This window comes from Sphingobacterium sp. BN32 (assembly GCF_030503615.1).
GTDB lineage: Bacteria > Bacteroidota > Bacteroidia > Sphingobacteriales > Sphingobacteriaceae > Sphingobacterium.
Genome location: NZ_CP129963.1, coordinates 226,129 through 242,370 on the forward strand (window position 1 = coordinate 226,129; position 16,242 = coordinate 242,370).

The following is a 16,242-nucleotide window of genomic DNA, read 5'->3' on the forward strand; positions in this document are numbered from 1 at the left end:
CAAAGTATTGTTTTTTTTTCGTAGACTTGCTTCGACTAAATTAATGATATCCACGTCAATTTTATTCACACCTATTAAAACATCTATCAAACATGAAAAGAAGATTTTTACTTACTTTTTTCGGGGTTTGCCTCTATGCTACTTGTTTGATGGCGCAACAAAAAGCAATTACGGGTAAAGTTACTTCGGCTTCGGGAGAGGCGATGAGTAATGTGACTGTAATCGTGAAAGGGACGACTCGTTCTGTACAAACCAATGCAGACGGTTCATTCGCTATCCAAGCAGCGCCAGGCGAAACATTAATATTTAGAGCAATTGGCTCCAATGGGGCACAGCAGGTTGTTGGCTCCGGAAGTGTTTACAACGTTGAGCTCGCTAGCTCGGAGGAGTCTATCGACGAAGTTGTAGTAACAGCACTCGGTATTAAGAAAGAGAAGAAAGCCCTGGGATATGCCGTTCAAGACATCAAAGCAGATGAGTTGATGAAGAACAAGAATCCTAACATGATCAACTCTTTGAATGGTAAGATCGCCGGCTTAAACATCACTAACTCTGGTGGTTCGCCAGGTGCATCAGCATCCATCGTTATTCGTGGAGGTACTTCCCTGGAACGTGATAATCAACCATTGTTCGTTATTGACGGTATGCCGATGGATAACTCCACTGGTATGGGCGACATGTCGGCATTCGATGGTAATACCAATATCGCGACCACCAACGGTAACCGCGCAATGGACATCAACCCGGAAGATATCGAGTCAATCTCCGTATTGAAAGGACCAACAGCGGCAGCACTTTACGGTATTCGCGCAGCTGCTGGTGCAATCGTCATCACAACTAAAAAAGGTAAAGAAGGTACGGCTACAGTAGGCGTTAATTCGCGTGTTGGAGCAAACTGGGTAAACAAACTACCTGAGCTTCAAAAGAAATATAAGTTAGGAACGAATCCTGATGGTAAGTTAATGGACTTGAACACAAACTTATCTTGGGGTGATCCATTTGCTTCCGGAGAAACGATCTACAATAACTTGGAAGACTTCTTCGAAACTGGATATACGTATGATAATAGCTTTAACGTGAGTGGTGCAACTGCCAAGAACAACTATTATTTATCAGGGGCACACTTAAAGCAAACGGGTATTGTTCCTACGACAGACTACGGCCGTTATAACTTCCGTTTTAATGGAGAGCAAAAGCTCGGCATTTTTACCTTCGGAGCGAACGCCGCTTATTCGCAAAGTCAGACAACAAAGACCTTAACCGGTACTGGCCTTTGGGGTTCAGGAGGTAATGGATACATGGAGTCTATTATTGCTTATCCGCAAAGCGCCGATATGCGTGATTACTTAAATGCTGACGGGTCGCAAAAGTTTTTATATAGAAGAGGAGATACGCCAGAGGCGATCCTGGAAAACAGTATGGACAACCCATATTGGACCATCTATAAAAACCCACAAACTGATAAAACCAATCGTTTCTTAGGAACTTTCTATACAAATGCACAGCTGACCGATTGGTTGAATTTTACTTATCGTTTAGGCGTCGATAACTATACATCAACCTATCGTTCTTTAGTATCAGCGGGATCTGCTGTAATCAAAGAATACCAAAAAGGTATGCTGTCGCAGAATGTTAGACAATACAATTTTATCACCAACAACTTCTTGTTGAGTGCTAACAAAACTTTTGCAGAGGTGTGGGATGTAAGCTTATTATTAGGAGCGAGCACCGAGGATATCAATTCAAAGTCTACTGCAAATAAGGCGCGTAATTTCAAAATTCCTGATTTCTATTCATTCAACAATGCACCGGATGCTGATCGATTTGTGTTAGATAACAGAACAGAAATTAGAAGAGTTGGTGTGTTTGGCGATGTAAAAGTTGGATACAAAAACATGGCATTTGTGGGTATGACCTTAAGAAATGACTGGTCATCGACACTTCCAAAAAAGAACCAATCTTTTATGTATCCTTCCTATAGCGCGAGTTTAGTGTTCACGGAATTATTTGAGAAAAACGACATCTTAAGTTACGGTAAACTTAGAACCTCATGGGCCGAAGTAGGAAAGGATGCTCCTGCTTATCAAACGAACTCTTATCTGGATCCATACGAATTGACTATCGGTGGAGGATATAAGAACTCATGGACTTTAGGAAACCCTAATTTGATTCCGGAAAAGACACAATCTTTCGAAGTTGGTACAGATTTGAAATTCATGAACAACAGATACGGTTTAGAATTCACTTACTATAACAACAAATCTGTCGATCAAATTTTATCGCCACGTGTAGATAATGCAACTGGAGGTATTTTCCAATATGTAAACTCGGGAGTTCTACAGAACAAAGGGGTGGAATTAACCCTAACTGCAGAATTAATGAAAAAGGACAACTTCTCTTGGGATGTGATGTTGAATGCTTCACACAACAAAGGAAAAGTTAATTCATTACCAGGTGGTTTAGCGATTCTTTATGTAACCGATGTACAGGTTGCGGATGGTAAAGCGGCATCATTCAACGATGGCGACTTTATGGGAATCAGCGGTAAGGATTGGACAATGAATGATGAAGGTAAGTATATCCTGAACTGGACTACAGGTTTGCCAACAACCAACAGTAACGCAACGCTTCATTTAGGAAATAGAGAGCCTAAGTTTATCGGAGGTTTGACCAACAACTTCAGATACAAAGACTGGGGATTATCGTTCTTAATTGATTTCCGCAAAGGTGGAGCAATTTTTAACGGAACTGAAGTATTGTTAACACAATATGGTTTAAGTAGACGTACGGAAAACAGAGGAGAGAAAATCACGATGACAGGGGTTTCTTTAAATCCTGCAACTGGGGCGTACGAGGATGTTACACGTGAAATAGTAGCCGATCAAAATTACTATATGAACTACTACGTTAACAAAACCAGCAACTTCATTGAAGAGGTAAACTGGTTGCGTTTAAGATCAGTAAACCTTTCTTACGATCTTCCACAAAGCTTGTTGGTGAAATCTGGCTTTATCAGAGGTGCTTCTTTCAATTTAAATGCGACGAACTTGTTGTTATTTACGAACTATTCAGGTATGGATCCGGAAACAAGTGCTGCCGGAGCAGGGGTAATCGGTTCGGGTTCCGTAGGTATTGATTATGCTGGTGTTCCGAATACGAAAGGCGTAACATTTGGTGTTAACTTAAAATTCTAAGACAGACATGAAAAAGATATTTTCTATAATGGCGGTTGCGGGAGCTTTGATGATGACATCTTGCGATAAGTGGCTCGATGTTAATGACAACCCCAATACACCGAATACAAAAGTCCCTTCGGTAGACTTACGCCTTCCGTCTATCATTGCGCGTTTTGCTGAGGCATACGAGAGCGGTGGTACACGTGCGGCAATTATTTCTCAGCAATTAGCTGGTACAACAGCAAACAACTGGGCATTATCGCGTTGGAACATTTCCACAGCAGCGGTAAACTGGCCTTACCAACCTTGGTATATCTACACGGCGAATAACATCCCCGATTTAATCGAAAAAGGAGAAGCGACAGGTGCCAATCACTATATCGGTGCTGGTAAAATTATCTGGGCTTGGGGATTTGCGGCATTCTCGGACATGTATGGTATGCTGCCTTACGAGGAGGCATTCCAAGGAGGATTAATGACGCCAAAATATGATCAAGGAGACTTGATTTATGAGAAATGCTTAGCAGAACTAGATCAGGCAATTGAATACCTGCAAAAAGGGCAAGATGCTGCCGCTCCGGCTTTATCCGTGGGAGATCACCTATTTAAAGGAGATACCAAGAAGTGGATTGCCTTGGCAAACGGTATCAAAGCGAGAATGTTGAATCACCTGTCTAAAACAGACAAATTCAATGCAGCTGAGGTATTGGCATTATTGGAGAAAGCTCCAAAAACAGCAGCGGAAAGTGCATTGTATCAATACCAGGATCGCGCAGTGTCGACAAAGCCAGAGACCGAGTCTTTGCAGTACCAAAACAACAGTTCCAACCGTCTGACAAAGCTTTATATTGATTACGTATTAGGCAACTATACAGGCGCCCCAACGGGAGCAAACAATATGGAAGACCCAAGAGCTGACTTATTGATCCCTCGTTTTATTGCGACAGGCTTACGCACGCCAGGTGTGGACATGAGTGTAATCCCTGAATCAGGTTTCGGCTCTACCATAACAAGCTATGCGGCATTACGCCCGACTGCGAATGTATCCACAGGATCAGTATACGTAGCAGCAGGAGCGAAAGGTTTATTGCTGACCAGTTCAGAAATGCACTTCATCAAAGCCGAAGTACTCTTCAACCAGAACAATAAAGCAGGCGCACTGCAAGCTTACAAAGATGGTATCAAAGATCATATGGAAATCTTAGGCGTGCCGGCAGCGAAGATTACGAGCTATTTAGCAAGTTCTTCCGTACAGCAATCTGCTAGCGCATTGACCTTGAGCCAGATCATGATCCAAAAGTACATCGCTTTATCATACTCGCCAGAGGTGTTCAATGATGTTCGTCGTTTGGAATTCTGTACTGACGCCAGCGGCAAATACAACGAATCTGTAGGTATCTATAAGGGTTTAAAACGTCCGGGAGCCGTATTTACGATTGCATTGCCATCGGAAGATATGTGGCCAAGACGCTTCACCATTGCTAGTTACAGTATCAATTACAACTACGATCAAGTAATTAAAGCAGACCCAGATGCAGCAGATGCAACCTATACCGCAAAACGTATATGGTGGGATGTAAAAAAATAAATTTTTAATTCTGAGATAGAAAAGCTGCCTGAAAAGGCAGCTTTTTTTTGTCTTTATGGAAAGGAAGGACGTTTTGTCTTTGAACCAGGAAAGGAAGGATGCAAGGATTGGCAGGATCATGTAGAAAGGATAAACGTGTATTTTTCAAAGGAGACGTTTAGTGAAACGTCTCTACGCATTGGCGTCCAATTGGCGTCTATACAATTTTGAACTTTATAGTCTCCCATAGGTCTTTATACTATCTACTAACTACTATTTCTTTCTTGGTTCAGATAAATTTATCTTCCTGTTTAAGCCAATGGGTCAAAACAACCATCCCGCGTATAAAATCAAAAATCTAGCAAACCCTAGGTCTAACTACTAACTACTAACTACTAACTACTCAATACCATCTAAAACTCATTTCCCTTTCAAACCCAATACAAACCCAATACAAACCCAATGCAGAACCAATTCCAAAGGGGTATGATATGGGTCTGCAATGGGTGTACAAGAGATGATACTCAAACAAAAACCGTTAAAGAATTCTGCTCGCTTCGCGATGCGATCTTAAGAAGGAAAGTGTATACATGAAAAAAGCTTCCAGATTCTGGAAGCTTGATGAGCGAAAGACGAGATTCGAACTCGCGACCCCAACCTTGGCAAGGTTGTGCTCTACCAACTGAGCTACTTTCGCTTGTTGTGATACAAAAATACAACAATAAGGCATTATTGTCAATACATACCCGGAAATATTCCTAAAATGCCTGTCAACAAATAATTTAAATTTTAATAGCGTCGACACAATTAATGCCGTCAATTGCTGCAGACACTATTCCTCCTGCATATCCTGCTCCTTCAGCACATGGGTATAGGCCGGCCACTTGCGGATGCTGGAAGCTATCTTTGTCTCTTGGAATTCGGATTGGAGAGGACGTTCTGGATTCTACGCCAACCAAAATTGCCTCATTGGTATAATACCCTTTCATCTTCTTGCCGAAGATCGGCAAGGCTCCTTGCAGGGATTTATAAACAAAACTTGGTAACACCTCCCGAAGATCGACCGAGCGGGTTCCAGGTTTGTACGAATTAATAGGAAGATCAGTAGATACTTTATTCTGTACGAAATCAACCATACGTTGTGCTGGCGCAACCAAACTGCCGCCTCCAAGTTGGAAAGCCTGCTGTTCAATCTGACGTTGGAATGCTAACATGGCAAATGCGTCCTCGCTGGACTTTGCTACATCTTCTAAATTGATCTGAATGACGGTTCCGGAGTTTGCATGCGGGTTATTGCGTTTGGATGGCGACCATCCGTTGACAACAATCTCCTCATGGTCTGTCGCACATGGTGCGATAATACCGCCCGGACACATGCAAAAGGAGAATACTCCCCTGTTATTCACCTGCTCCACTAAGCTATAGTAGGCTGGCGGAAGGTTTTCCGGACGCGTAGAACAGTGATACTGCGCCTGATCGATAATAGACTGTGGATGTTCGATACGTACGCCTAGTGCAAAGGGTTTCGCCTCCAGTAACCATCCTTTTTGTTGGAACAGCTCGAAGATATCCCTTGCCGAGTGTCCTGTTGCGACGATGACCTGATCTGCTTCAAAGGTTGCTCCTTCTGCAGTTTTGACACCTTTCACGCTGCCAAATTGTTCGATGATATCGACAACCTTGCAATCAAAGTGGACTTCACCACCACATTCGATAATGCGCTCGCGCATACTCTCGATGATATGCGGAAGTTTGTTGGTTCCGATGTGCGGACGAGCATCCACCATAATATCCTCCGGGGCGCCATGCTCCACAAAAATGGAAAGTACTAATTGCACATCTCCGCGCTTATTGGAACGAGTGTATAATTTACCATCGGAATAAGTCCCCGCGCCGCCTTCGCCATAGCAGTAGTTGGATTCCGGGTTCACAATGCCCTCTCTGTTAATCTTGGCTAAATCCCGACGGCGGTCTTGCACTTTCTTCCCGCGCTCAAGTACAATGGGCTTTAAACCACGCTCTAAGCAGCGATAAGCAGCAAATAAACCTGCAGGGCCAGCTCCAATAATGATTACTGGTTTAGCATTATTTACCTGCTGGAGTTTCGTGTGGAATTGAGGCGTTTCAACCGGCTCGTCGATAAAATAAACGACGCGCATACGGAACAATACCTGTTTCCCACGGGCATCAATAGAGCGCTTGCGCACATGAAAACCCTGAACACGTTTTTCGGATATTCCCAGCTTCTTAACGCCTTCTTTTAGGATGAAAGCTTCGTCGTTAACATGCGCCGGGCTAAGAGCGATTTCTATTTCTTTCTGCATATATATGTTGGGGTTTTATCCCAAAAGTCCTGCAAAGATATTAAATCTGCTATAATTTCAGTACGCATATCATTTGGTATGTGCTTTGATATGGTTTGTATTTAAAAACAATTTCTTAATTTTAGACGTATACTAAGAAAACATTACACATGAAAAGATTATTAATCGTATTTGTTGGCCTACTTACTGCACTTTCGTTTAGCTCTTGTGGATACAACACGATGGTATCTCAGGACGAGAATGTAAAAGCGAAATGGGCGCAGGTTGAGAATGCTTACCAGCGTAGAGCCGACCTTATTCCAAACCTTGTGAACACGGTAAAAGGTGCAGCACAACACGAAAAGGGAACTTTAGAAGCTGTTGTTGAGGCGCGTGCTAAAGCAACATCGGTAACTGTAGATCCTTCGAACTTAAGCGAAGAAGCTATTGCTAACTACCAACAGACACAAGATGCATTATCGCAGTCTATCGGTCGTTTGTTAGTAAGCGTAGAGGCTTATCCTGATTTGAAAGCGAACTCAAACTTCCAAGAGCTACAGGCACAATTGGAAGGTACAGAGAACAGAATTTCTGTAGAGCGCCGCGCGTATAATGATGCCGTTCAGGAATACAATACCACTGTTCGTAGTTTCCCGAACAACATTATGGCAGGTATTTTTGGCTTCAAAGCGAAAGGTACTTTCAAAGCTGCTGAAGGGGCTGATAAGGCGCCAACAGTATCATTTTAATGATTTTAAATATTAGATCATAATACAAAGATGAATGTTGGTAATATGTTACTAAACATTCATCTTTTTTTTCGGAAATATATTTGTTTTCAATGGCCATCAAGAACTTTCAGCCTTGTTGGTGTTTCAATGGAAATATGAAAGGTTATTGGTATAAAGATGGAAATATTCAATCAAGAGGAGCAGGAAAAGATCGTACAGGCAATCAGCTTAGCAGAGAACCGGACTTCGGGTGAGATACGCCTAGTGGTTGAGCGTCAGCTGCATGGCTTAGAAGCATACGACCAAGCGAAGCATTATTTTGAGAAACTTAAAATGCACCATACAACGCTGCGTAATGGCGTTCTGATTTACCTGGCAACGCAAGATCATCAGTTTGCGATAATTGGAGATGCCGGCATACACGCGAAAGTGGGTGATGATTTTTGGCAGAGTACAAAGGAAAAGATGGTGTCTTTTTTCCGTCAGGGCGATTATATGAATGGCCTTATTGAAGGTATTCATGAAGCTGGTGCACAGTTGGCGACGTTTTTTCCAAGACGTGAGGATGATGTAAATGAATTACCGAACGATATTTATTTTGGTAAACAATAAACATATGTTGAATAAAATGCAAAGTTTAAAAGGCTCAACAAAACTATTTTTTACCTTTTTCTTGGGCTTACTACTATCCGTTGTTGCGGTAGCCCAGGACTTCCCTGCGGTCCCCAATCGCTTAGTTACTGACTATACAAACACATTAAGCTCGGGCCAGCAGATGGAATTGGAACAAAAGCTACTTGCTTTCGAAGATTCTACGTCCATACAGATTGCTGTGGTGGTCATGAACTCCACTGGAGACTATGATATCGCAGACTATGGCGATCGGCTTGCCAAACAATGGGGCATCGGGAACAAGAAGTACGACAATGGTATTCTGTTCTTGGTCGCTTTGGGCGATCGCGCGGTAACTATCCGAACCGGATATGGTTTAGAAGGTGCTGTTCCGGACGTTATTGCTTATCGTATTATCGAAAATGAAGTAAAGCCCGCTTTCAGACAGGGAAACTATTTCTCGGGAATAGATAATGGCGTCAATGCCATTATATCTTATTCGAAGGGCGAATATAAAGCGGATCCGAAGGATAGCTACTCGACAGAAGGTGGCGGCGGTATCCCGATTATTTTTATCATCATCATCATCTTTGTGGTGCTTGCGTTGATCTCTCGTGGCGGCGGTGGCAAGAATGGCGGTGGTCGCGTAATGAATGGACGTGGGTCATCGGATTTATTCTGGTGGACCTTACTGAACTCCCTAGGACGAGGCGGAAATGACGACGACCGTTTCGGAGGTGGAGGCTTTGGCGGTGGCTTCGGTGGAGGCGGCGGCGGAGGTTTCGGCGGATTCGGAGGAGGTGGCTTCGGAGGTGGCGGCGCCAGCGGGCGATGGTAGTTATGATAAAAATGATTAACTTTATGGTAAATAATATATGAATAAAATGAAAAGAGGAATTTTATGTTTGTTAGGAGCGATCCCTAGCTTATTATTTGCCCAAGAAGCTTTTTCAGTGAAGGGTAAACTACAAAATACAGACGCTCCGGCGAAGGTATACATTCAGTACGCAGCGGATGGGCAGCGCGTAATTGACTCTGCAGCAGTTGTTAAAGGAGCATTCTCTTACAACGGAACAGTTTCAGAGCCTACGCAAGCGCAGTTGATCCTTTCTCCTGATGGTGCTGGAATCCGTACCTTAAGAAACCCTGATCGTACGGCAATTTACTTATCTAAGGGTGTTATCAATGTGGAGGGAGCTACATTGAAAGACGCTAAGGTATCAGGAAATGCTATCAACGACGATTTTGCAAAATACAGAGCCTTAGTTGCTCCGTTAAATGCTGAATTTGAGGTGTTAAACAAAGAATATCAGGCTGCTTCTGACGAGCAAAAGAATGATGAAGCATTCGTAAATGGTTTGCAAGAACGTGCTTCTGCAATCTTTGAAAAGCAAACGAAGATCGGCGAAGAGTTTGCCTTGAACAACCCGAACAGCTATGTTGCGATGAACCTATTGGAAGAGATGATTTCTGCGGAAAACGTTGTTTCTGTGGGCGAACCGGCTTACAACAAGTTGTCAGCAGCATTGAAAAACACAGCGAAAGGTAAAGCTATTGCGAAGAAAATCGAGACCTTGAAGAAGGTAGCAATTGGTGCAACGGCTCCTGAATTTGCATTGCCAGATACATCAGGTAATGTACTTGCTTTGTCTTCATTACGTGGAAAATACGTTCTAATCGACTTCTGGGCTAGCTGGTGTGGTCCTTGTCGTGGTGAAAACCCGAACGTAGTGGCAGCATTCAACAAGTTCAAAGACAAAAACTTTACGGTATTAGGTGTGTCTTTAGACCGCGAGAACGGTAAAGAAGCTTGGATGAAAGCAATTAAAGATGATAAATTAGAGCAATGGCCTCATGTTTCAGACTTAAAATTCTGGAAATCAGAGGTGGTAGGCTTATACGGGATCCAAGGAATTCCTCAGAACTTCCTAATCGATCCACAAGGTAAGATCATCGCATCAAACCTTCGTGGCGCAGCATTAGAAGCAAAGTTAGCAGAGGTAATTAAGTAACAATTTACTAGGTTTCAAAAAAATTACAAAAGGGAAAGGCGCCGATTTCGGCGCCTTTCTCTTTTGTAATTTTCAGTATTTAGTAGTTAGTATTTAGTATTAAGACCTAGTCTGGGAAACAGAGTCTAGTTATCAGACATTAGACCCTCGTTTGGACCTTTGGTCGCGATAAGATGGTTGTCTTGAATTATCTTATTTCTTATGTCTAAAATCTAATTCCCGCCCTAGGTCTAACTACTAACTACTAAATACTAACTACTATCCAAATAAAGCACTAAACACATCTTCCAGCGTTGCGACTGGGCGAATGGCGATATCGTATTTCTTGGCGTCTAGGCCTTTGGTGTTGTATTTAGAGATGAATATTTGTCCGAAGCCTAGTTTTTCGGCTTCTTGTATGCGTTGTTCGATTCGATTTACGGCGCGTATCTCACCGGAGAGGCCTACTTCACCGGCGAAGGTGATGTTAGAGCCTAGGGGGATATCTTGTTGTGAGGAGATGATTGCAGCAACGACGGCGAGGTCAATTGCGGGGTCTTCGACGCGTATTCCGCCGGCAATATTCAGGAAGACGTCCTGTGCGCTAAGGCGGAAGCCGAAGCGTTTTTCTAATACAGCCAACAGCATATTCAGGCGTTTGGTATCGAATCCCGTAGAGCTCCTTTGTGGGGTTCCGTATGCTGAATTAGAAACTAAGGCCTGCACTTCGATCATTAAGGGGCGCATGCCTTCTAACATAGCTGCAACTGCTGTACCGCTCACCTGCTCTTCGCGTTGCGACAACATGATTTCCGAAGGATTCGAGACCTCACGTAACCCGGAGCCTTGCATCTCGTATATTCCTAGCTCTGATGATGAACCGAAGCGGTTTTTTACTGCGCGTAGGATTCGGTAGACATGGTTTCTGTCGCCTTCAAATTGCAAGACGGTATCCACCATGTGCTCTAATACCTTTGGGCCCGCGATTGAGCCATCCTTCGTGATATGGCCCACAATAAACACGGGAGTATTGGTTTCCTTCGCAAAGCGAAGCAGCTCTGCAGTACACTCGCGCACTTGCGATACAGAGCCCGGCGCTGATTCAATCTGTGCAGAATGTAGCGTCTGTATAGAGTCAATTACCAATAGGTTTGGCTGTACCTGGTCGATCTGTTTAAAGATGTTCTGCATCGATGTCTCTGTCAGGATGTAGCAGTTCGCATTGGAGGTCTGAACGAGGCGTTCAGCGCGCATCTTTATCTGCTGCTCGCTTTCCTCCCCCGAGATATATAATGTTTTCACATGGGAGACCGTAAGGGCTAATTGAAGCATCAAGGTAGATTTACCAATTCCTGGTTCTCCACCGATCAAGACCAGTGAGCCCGGAACAATTCCTCCGCCTAAGACGCGGTTGAATTCTTTATCGGGAGTAACGATGCGCTGCTCCTCGGAATAGACAATTTCATGGATGATAGCGGCCTTGTTTGCCCGCTTCGTATCTGCCTTCGAACTGGCGGTACTCCGCCATTCGGGTACTCGGGAAGAAGATTTCTCAACCACTTCTTCAACAAAAGTATTCCATTGCTTGCAAGAAGGACATTGTCCTAACCATTTAGGCGAGTCGTATCCACAGGATTGGCAGAAGTATGCCGATTTAGTTTTAGCCATTGAGCTAAATTAAAAAAAGATGAGTACAAGTTGTAACAATACTGTACTATTGTCTACAAATAAGGAAAGATGTATAGTAACCTGGAACAAGAATTTGTGTCGTTGCTGGAGGAAAATCAGAATATCCTCCACAAGATCTGCAAGCTGTATACAGTGGATCTTGCCTCGCATCAAGATCTTTTCCAGGAGATGGTCATCCAACTGTGGAAGTCTTACCCGATGTTCAAAGGGGATTCCAAATTTTCTACCTGGGCATATCGCGTATCCTTGAATACCGCCATATCCCTCTACCGAGGTCGAAAAATAAAGATTACAACAGTCGACTGGGATAATTCCTTGGCGAATATTCGATATGAAGAGTATAATACTGAGGAGGAGGAGCGACTGAAGTCGCTGTATGAAGCCGTTCGGCAGTTGAGCGATATTGATAAAGCGTTAGTCTATATGTATTTGGAGGATAAAGATTATAGCGAGATATCGGAAACCTTGGGGATCAGCGAGGTGAACGCCAGGGTGAAGATGAACAGGATAAAGACCAAATTGAAAAACATGTTGGCAAAACAAAAAATAGCGTAATGGACGAACTGGATTTTTTAAAACAGCATTGGAATAAAGACGAGGATTTTCCGAAGGTCGATAAAGAGGGGATACGGAAAATGCTGCATAACAGCTCGTCTTCCATCGTCAAGTGGATTTTCTACATCAGTATCATTGAACTGTTGGCAGGATTCGCTCTAAATTTCCTAGTGCCCTACGATAGCGATGTCGAAACTGATTCGGTCATTGTAAGCACATTGGAAAACGCATTATCTGTCGTTTTCTACTTGGTGATTGCCTATTTTATCTACAAGTTCTTTAGCTCATACCGCAGTATCAAGAACACAAGTAATACGAAAGATTTGCTTCGAGACATCATCGAAACACGGAAGGCCGTGGATCAATATATCCGATTTAATATTTATTATATCATTACCGTATCTGCGCTTGTTACCGTTACGATGATGATTACGGATGGGATTTTCGATAAGCCTTGGGGCAAAGCGATATTTTATGTGCTGGGGATCAGTATTTTCATGGTCATCGCCATAGCGATCCTGCTGGGTCTTGTGAAATTCTATTACAAAGTCGTCTACCGTCGTTTAGTGAACAAATTGAATAAAAACTACGAACAACTAGTACAGCTAGACGAGCAGGAGGAAGTTCCTACGATTGAATAATAGCGGAAGTTTATAATCCCTGGATCATTATCCGAGTGTTCTTACTTCCTGTTATTTTCGTTTTCTTTTAAGATTCTCAGGAAGTTTAACCCCATTATTTTCGCAACATCCGCTTGGCTATAGCCCTTTTCTAATAAAGCCTGTGTAAGGACTGGAAATTTTGAGACATCTTCCAGCTGTTGCGGTGCGGAAGTAATCCCATCGAAATCAGATCCGATGGCAACATGGTCAATTCCCACTTTAGAAACTAGATAATCGATATGCTTCAAGACCGTTTCAAAGGGAGCGTCGGCTTTATGTTTTAAGGCTTTTGGCAATTTGCTATACATCTTGTCTACTGATAATTTAGTATCTGCAGCCTCTTTGAAGTGCGACTTATAAAGGCTTTTCACTCGGCCTCTGTATTTGGAATCTAAAAATTCCGAATAGAAATTAACACCAATTACTCCGCCGTTTTCTTTCAATGCTTCGAGTTGCTTATCATCTAAGTTGCGATAATGCGGTGTCAGGGCAGCGGCATTGCTATGCGATACGAGAATCGGTTTAGTAGATATTCGCAATACATCATAGAACGTCTGTTTTCCAGCATGCGATAGGTCGACCATCATTCCTAATTCGTTCATCCGCTTGATGATTGCTTCTCCCTGCTTGTTCAGGCCTTTGTTTTTTGAGCCTTTGGTTTTTACTTCAATGGCGGCAGCAGTCGCCCAAGGTAGGTTGTAGTTCCAAGTGAGGGTGAGGTATCTTGCTCCGCGATCGTATAATTTTTCTAGATTGGGAATACTGCTTTCAATCATATTTCCGCCTTCGATCCCAATTAGCGCTGCGATTTTACCTGATTTCTGTATGCGTTCAATATCAGCACTGCTTTTTGCGAGTTCAATTTTGCCAGGATTCTTCTTGATCAATGCTTCCAGCGCGTCTATCTGATCGTTCGCATGCTTAAAGGCATTCTTCTGATATTTCTTGTCATCCGACCAAACCGCGAATACTTGCACATCTACACCGCCTTCTTTCAGCCTTGGCAGATCGGTATGCCCCGATTTGATCCGGTTGCTGATGTCTTTCCCCGGCAAGATACTTTCGATCAACACGTCGTTATGACCATCAATGACCAACAGGTCTTGATGAATCTTTTTATAGTCTTGTGCATACAGCGAAAGGCTCATGGCAGCGACGATAGTGCTAAGTATAAATTGCTTTTTCATTATTTAGCGTTATTGATAGTTTCGTAGATCACATCTTGAATGCGGCTACGGATGTTCAAATCCCCTAATTTAGAACTTACCTGCGGATGTACACGGTTCGATAGGAAGATATAAACCAATTGGTTTCGTGGGTCGATCCATATACATGTTCCGGTATATCCGGTATGTCCATAAACAGACTCATTAGCTAGTTTGGATGGGTAATCTGCTCCGGGCTTTGGATCGTAACGATCGAAACCTAATCCTCGGCGAGAGGTAGCGGACTGTTTGGAAGTGAATAAATCAATTGTTTCGGATTTATAGAATTGCACACCGCCATAGGTTCCACGGTTCAACAACAACTGTCCATAGATAGCAAGATCATTGGCCGTAGAGAAGAGACCAGCATGTCCAGCGACTCCACCTGCCATTGCTGCGCCCTCGTCGTGGACAAATCCTTGCAAGAGCGTTTTCCGGAATACCGTATCGTTTTGCGTAGGGACAATTCTATTGCGATCAAAGCGGTTTCTAGGAAGATAGCCCGCAGTTTTCATCCCGATCTTTTTGTAAAGGATTTTCTGCACATAGTCCTGCATAGGAACGGAGGTTTCATGCTCCGAAACTTCCTTCATCACATACATGCTGATGTCCGAATAGACATATTTTCCAATCGGCTTTACCGGCGAGTTTAACATCTCCGGCCACATGACATCCTGATAGTAATTGGTTTTCAAGTAGGCATTATCCGCAACTTGTACCTGGTGGTTCGCGTCTTTCGTTCGTTGCAAGTCTCCAGGTTTTAGCTCCTTGTAAAACGGTATAAAGGGCGTAAAGCCTGCCTCATGCAGCAGGACTGTACGTAAAGTAATATTCGCCTTGTTAGTTTCTTTTGCTTGCCATAAGTAATGCCCCATCGTGCTGTCCAAGTTGATGATGTTTTTCTCTTGCAGATACATGACAACAGGCGTTGTTCCCGCGATCTTACTGATAGATGCAAGGTCAAAGATGTCACTGATGCGGGTTACTTGTTTTTTCTCGTAGGTATGATGGCCGTAGGCTTTCTCAAAGATTACCTGACCATCTATAACCGCCATCACGACCATCCCTGGTGCCGCTCGTTGATCGATGGCTTCCTTAGCAATTGCGTCAATGCGTTGTCCCATTTTCTTAAGATCCATATCCGAGCGCATCCCTCGGTTATATTGCAGGCGGGTCTGTTCAGTCTTTATCGTCCCTTGCGTAATGCCTAGCCCCCCGAAAATGGACATCGCCGCGTACTCCTGCGCCTGATTGCCATTCTCCGCAGTACGAACCAAGCTCGTAAACTTGCGTAATTGCTGTGGGGTAACACTTAGATTGGTGAAGTCGTAATCTGTACCAAATTGGCATAGGATAACATTTTTATTGTTGACCGCAGACTGGATCAACATCGCTAATTGCCCGGGATGAAGTTCACTAGCTGTTCCTGCAACAATGATCGTATTGTAGTATTTGGTCTTTTCGTCGTATTGCTGAAAATCAAAAACCTGAACGTCTGCATAGCGCTCAAGCTGATCAATAAAGGGTTGGTATTTATTGTTATTCGGCGTTACGACAGCAATTTTATATTGGTCAAGGCTTTTTAAGGGAATGACATGATTGATATTGCTTTCTAATCTTGTTTTGTTCTCTACAGTTTGTTTATACTGAGCATTAGAAACTTGCGCTTGAAGGATCAGCGCTAGGAATGCGATGCCAATGGTACGAATCATACGTTGATGTTGGTTTATACTTGTAAATGTACTAATAAA

At 43.3% G+C, this 16,242-nt stretch carries 12 protein-coding genes and 1 tRNA gene; 8 read left to right on the forward strand and 5 right to left on the reverse strand.

The features are described 5' to 3' along the window. Positions 1 to 92: 92 nt before the first annotated feature. Positions 93 to 3,194, forward strand: coding sequence for a SusC/RagA family TonB-linked outer membrane protein (locus QYC40_RS00980; protein WP_301991895.1), 3,102 nt, complete (start codon positions 93 to 95; stop codon positions 3,192 to 3,194). A gap of 7 nt (positions 3,195 to 3,201) precedes the next feature. Next, complete coding sequence (locus tag QYC40_RS00985; protein WP_301991896.1) at positions 3,202 to 4,764, forward strand: SusD/RagB family nutrient-binding outer membrane lipoprotein; 1,563 nt, start codon at positions 3,202 to 3,204, stop codon at positions 4,762 to 4,764. A 603-nt stretch (positions 4,765 to 5,367) separates the two neighbouring features. Here the strand turns inward: QYC40_RS00985 and QYC40_RS00990 are convergent. Further along, positions 5,368 to 5,440 (reverse strand) — tRNA-Gly (locus tag QYC40_RS00990). An 85-nt stretch (positions 5,441 to 5,525) separates the two neighbouring features. Further along, positions 5,526 to 7,067: an NAD(P)/FAD-dependent oxidoreductase gene (locus QYC40_RS00995; protein ID WP_301991897.1), complete on the reverse strand. Its 1,542-nt coding sequence runs from the start codon at positions 7,065 to 7,067 to the stop codon at positions 5,526 to 5,528. A gap of 149 nt (positions 7,068 to 7,216) precedes the next feature. Here QYC40_RS00995 and QYC40_RS01000 point away from each other — a divergent pair, with 149 nt between their 5' ends. The 4 genes from QYC40_RS01000 to QYC40_RS01015 all read left to right on the forward strand — a co-directional run bounded on the left by QYC40_RS01000 (position 7,217) and on the right by QYC40_RS01015 (position 10,401). After that, positions 7,217 to 7,795 carry a LemA family protein gene (locus QYC40_RS01000; protein ID WP_149527374.1) on the forward strand — a complete coding sequence of 193 codons (579 nt, stop codon included), beginning with the start codon at positions 7,217 to 7,219 and terminating at the stop codon, positions 7,793 to 7,795. A 159-nt stretch (positions 7,796 to 7,954) separates the two neighbouring features. Beyond that, complete coding sequence (locus QYC40_RS01005) at positions 7,955 to 8,389, forward strand: TPM domain-containing protein (RefSeq protein WP_301991898.1); 435 nt, start codon at positions 7,955 to 7,957, stop codon at positions 8,387 to 8,389. 4 nt (positions 8,390 to 8,393) lie between these two features. Then, positions 8,394 to 9,227: a YgcG family protein gene (locus QYC40_RS01010; protein ID WP_301991899.1), complete on the forward strand. Its 834-nt coding sequence runs from the start codon at positions 8,394 to 8,396 to the stop codon at positions 9,225 to 9,227. A 46-nt stretch (positions 9,228 to 9,273) separates the two neighbouring features. Beyond that, positions 9,274 to 10,401: a TlpA disulfide reductase family protein gene (locus QYC40_RS01015; RefSeq protein ID WP_301991900.1), complete on the forward strand. Its 1,128-nt coding sequence runs from the start codon at positions 9,274 to 9,276 to the stop codon at positions 10,399 to 10,401. Positions 10,402 to 10,659: 258 nt separating this feature from the next. Here QYC40_RS01015 and radA read toward each other — a convergent pair whose 3' ends face one another. Then, on the reverse strand, positions 10,660 to 12,048 hold the full coding sequence (gene radA / locus QYC40_RS01020; RefSeq protein WP_301991901.1) for a DNA repair protein RadA: 1,389 nt from the start codon (positions 12,046 to 12,048) through the stop codon (positions 10,660 to 10,662). A 69-nt stretch (positions 12,049 to 12,117) separates the two neighbouring features. On the opposite strand from radA, the gene QYC40_RS01025 reads away from it, so the two are divergent. After that, complete coding sequence (locus QYC40_RS01025; protein ID WP_301991902.1) at positions 12,118 to 12,624, forward strand: RNA polymerase sigma factor; 507 nt, start codon at positions 12,118 to 12,120, stop codon at positions 12,622 to 12,624. After that, entirely contained in the window at positions 12,624 to 13,265 is a 642-nt protein-coding gene (locus QYC40_RS01030; protein WP_301991904.1) for a hypothetical protein, read from the forward strand. The genes QYC40_RS01025 and QYC40_RS01030 overlap by 1 nt, the downstream gene beginning before the upstream one ends. A 41-nt stretch (positions 13,266 to 13,306) precedes the next feature. Here QYC40_RS01030 and QYC40_RS01035 read toward each other — a convergent pair whose 3' ends face one another. Both QYC40_RS01035 and QYC40_RS01040 read right to left on the reverse strand, forming a co-directional pair. Beyond that, the gene (locus QYC40_RS01035; protein ID WP_301991905.1) at positions 13,307 to 14,473 is read right to left on the reverse strand and encodes a dipeptidase; all 1,167 of its coding nucleotides are present in this window, start codon (positions 14,471 to 14,473) and stop codon (positions 13,307 to 13,309) included. Next, positions 14,473 to 16,203: a serine hydrolase gene (locus tag QYC40_RS01040; protein ID WP_301991907.1), complete on the reverse strand. Its 1,731-nt coding sequence runs from the start codon at positions 16,201 to 16,203 to the stop codon at positions 14,473 to 14,475. Before QYC40_RS01040 ends, QYC40_RS01035 begins: the two co-directional genes overlap by 1 nt. Positions 16,204 to 16,242 lie beyond the last annotated feature (39 nt).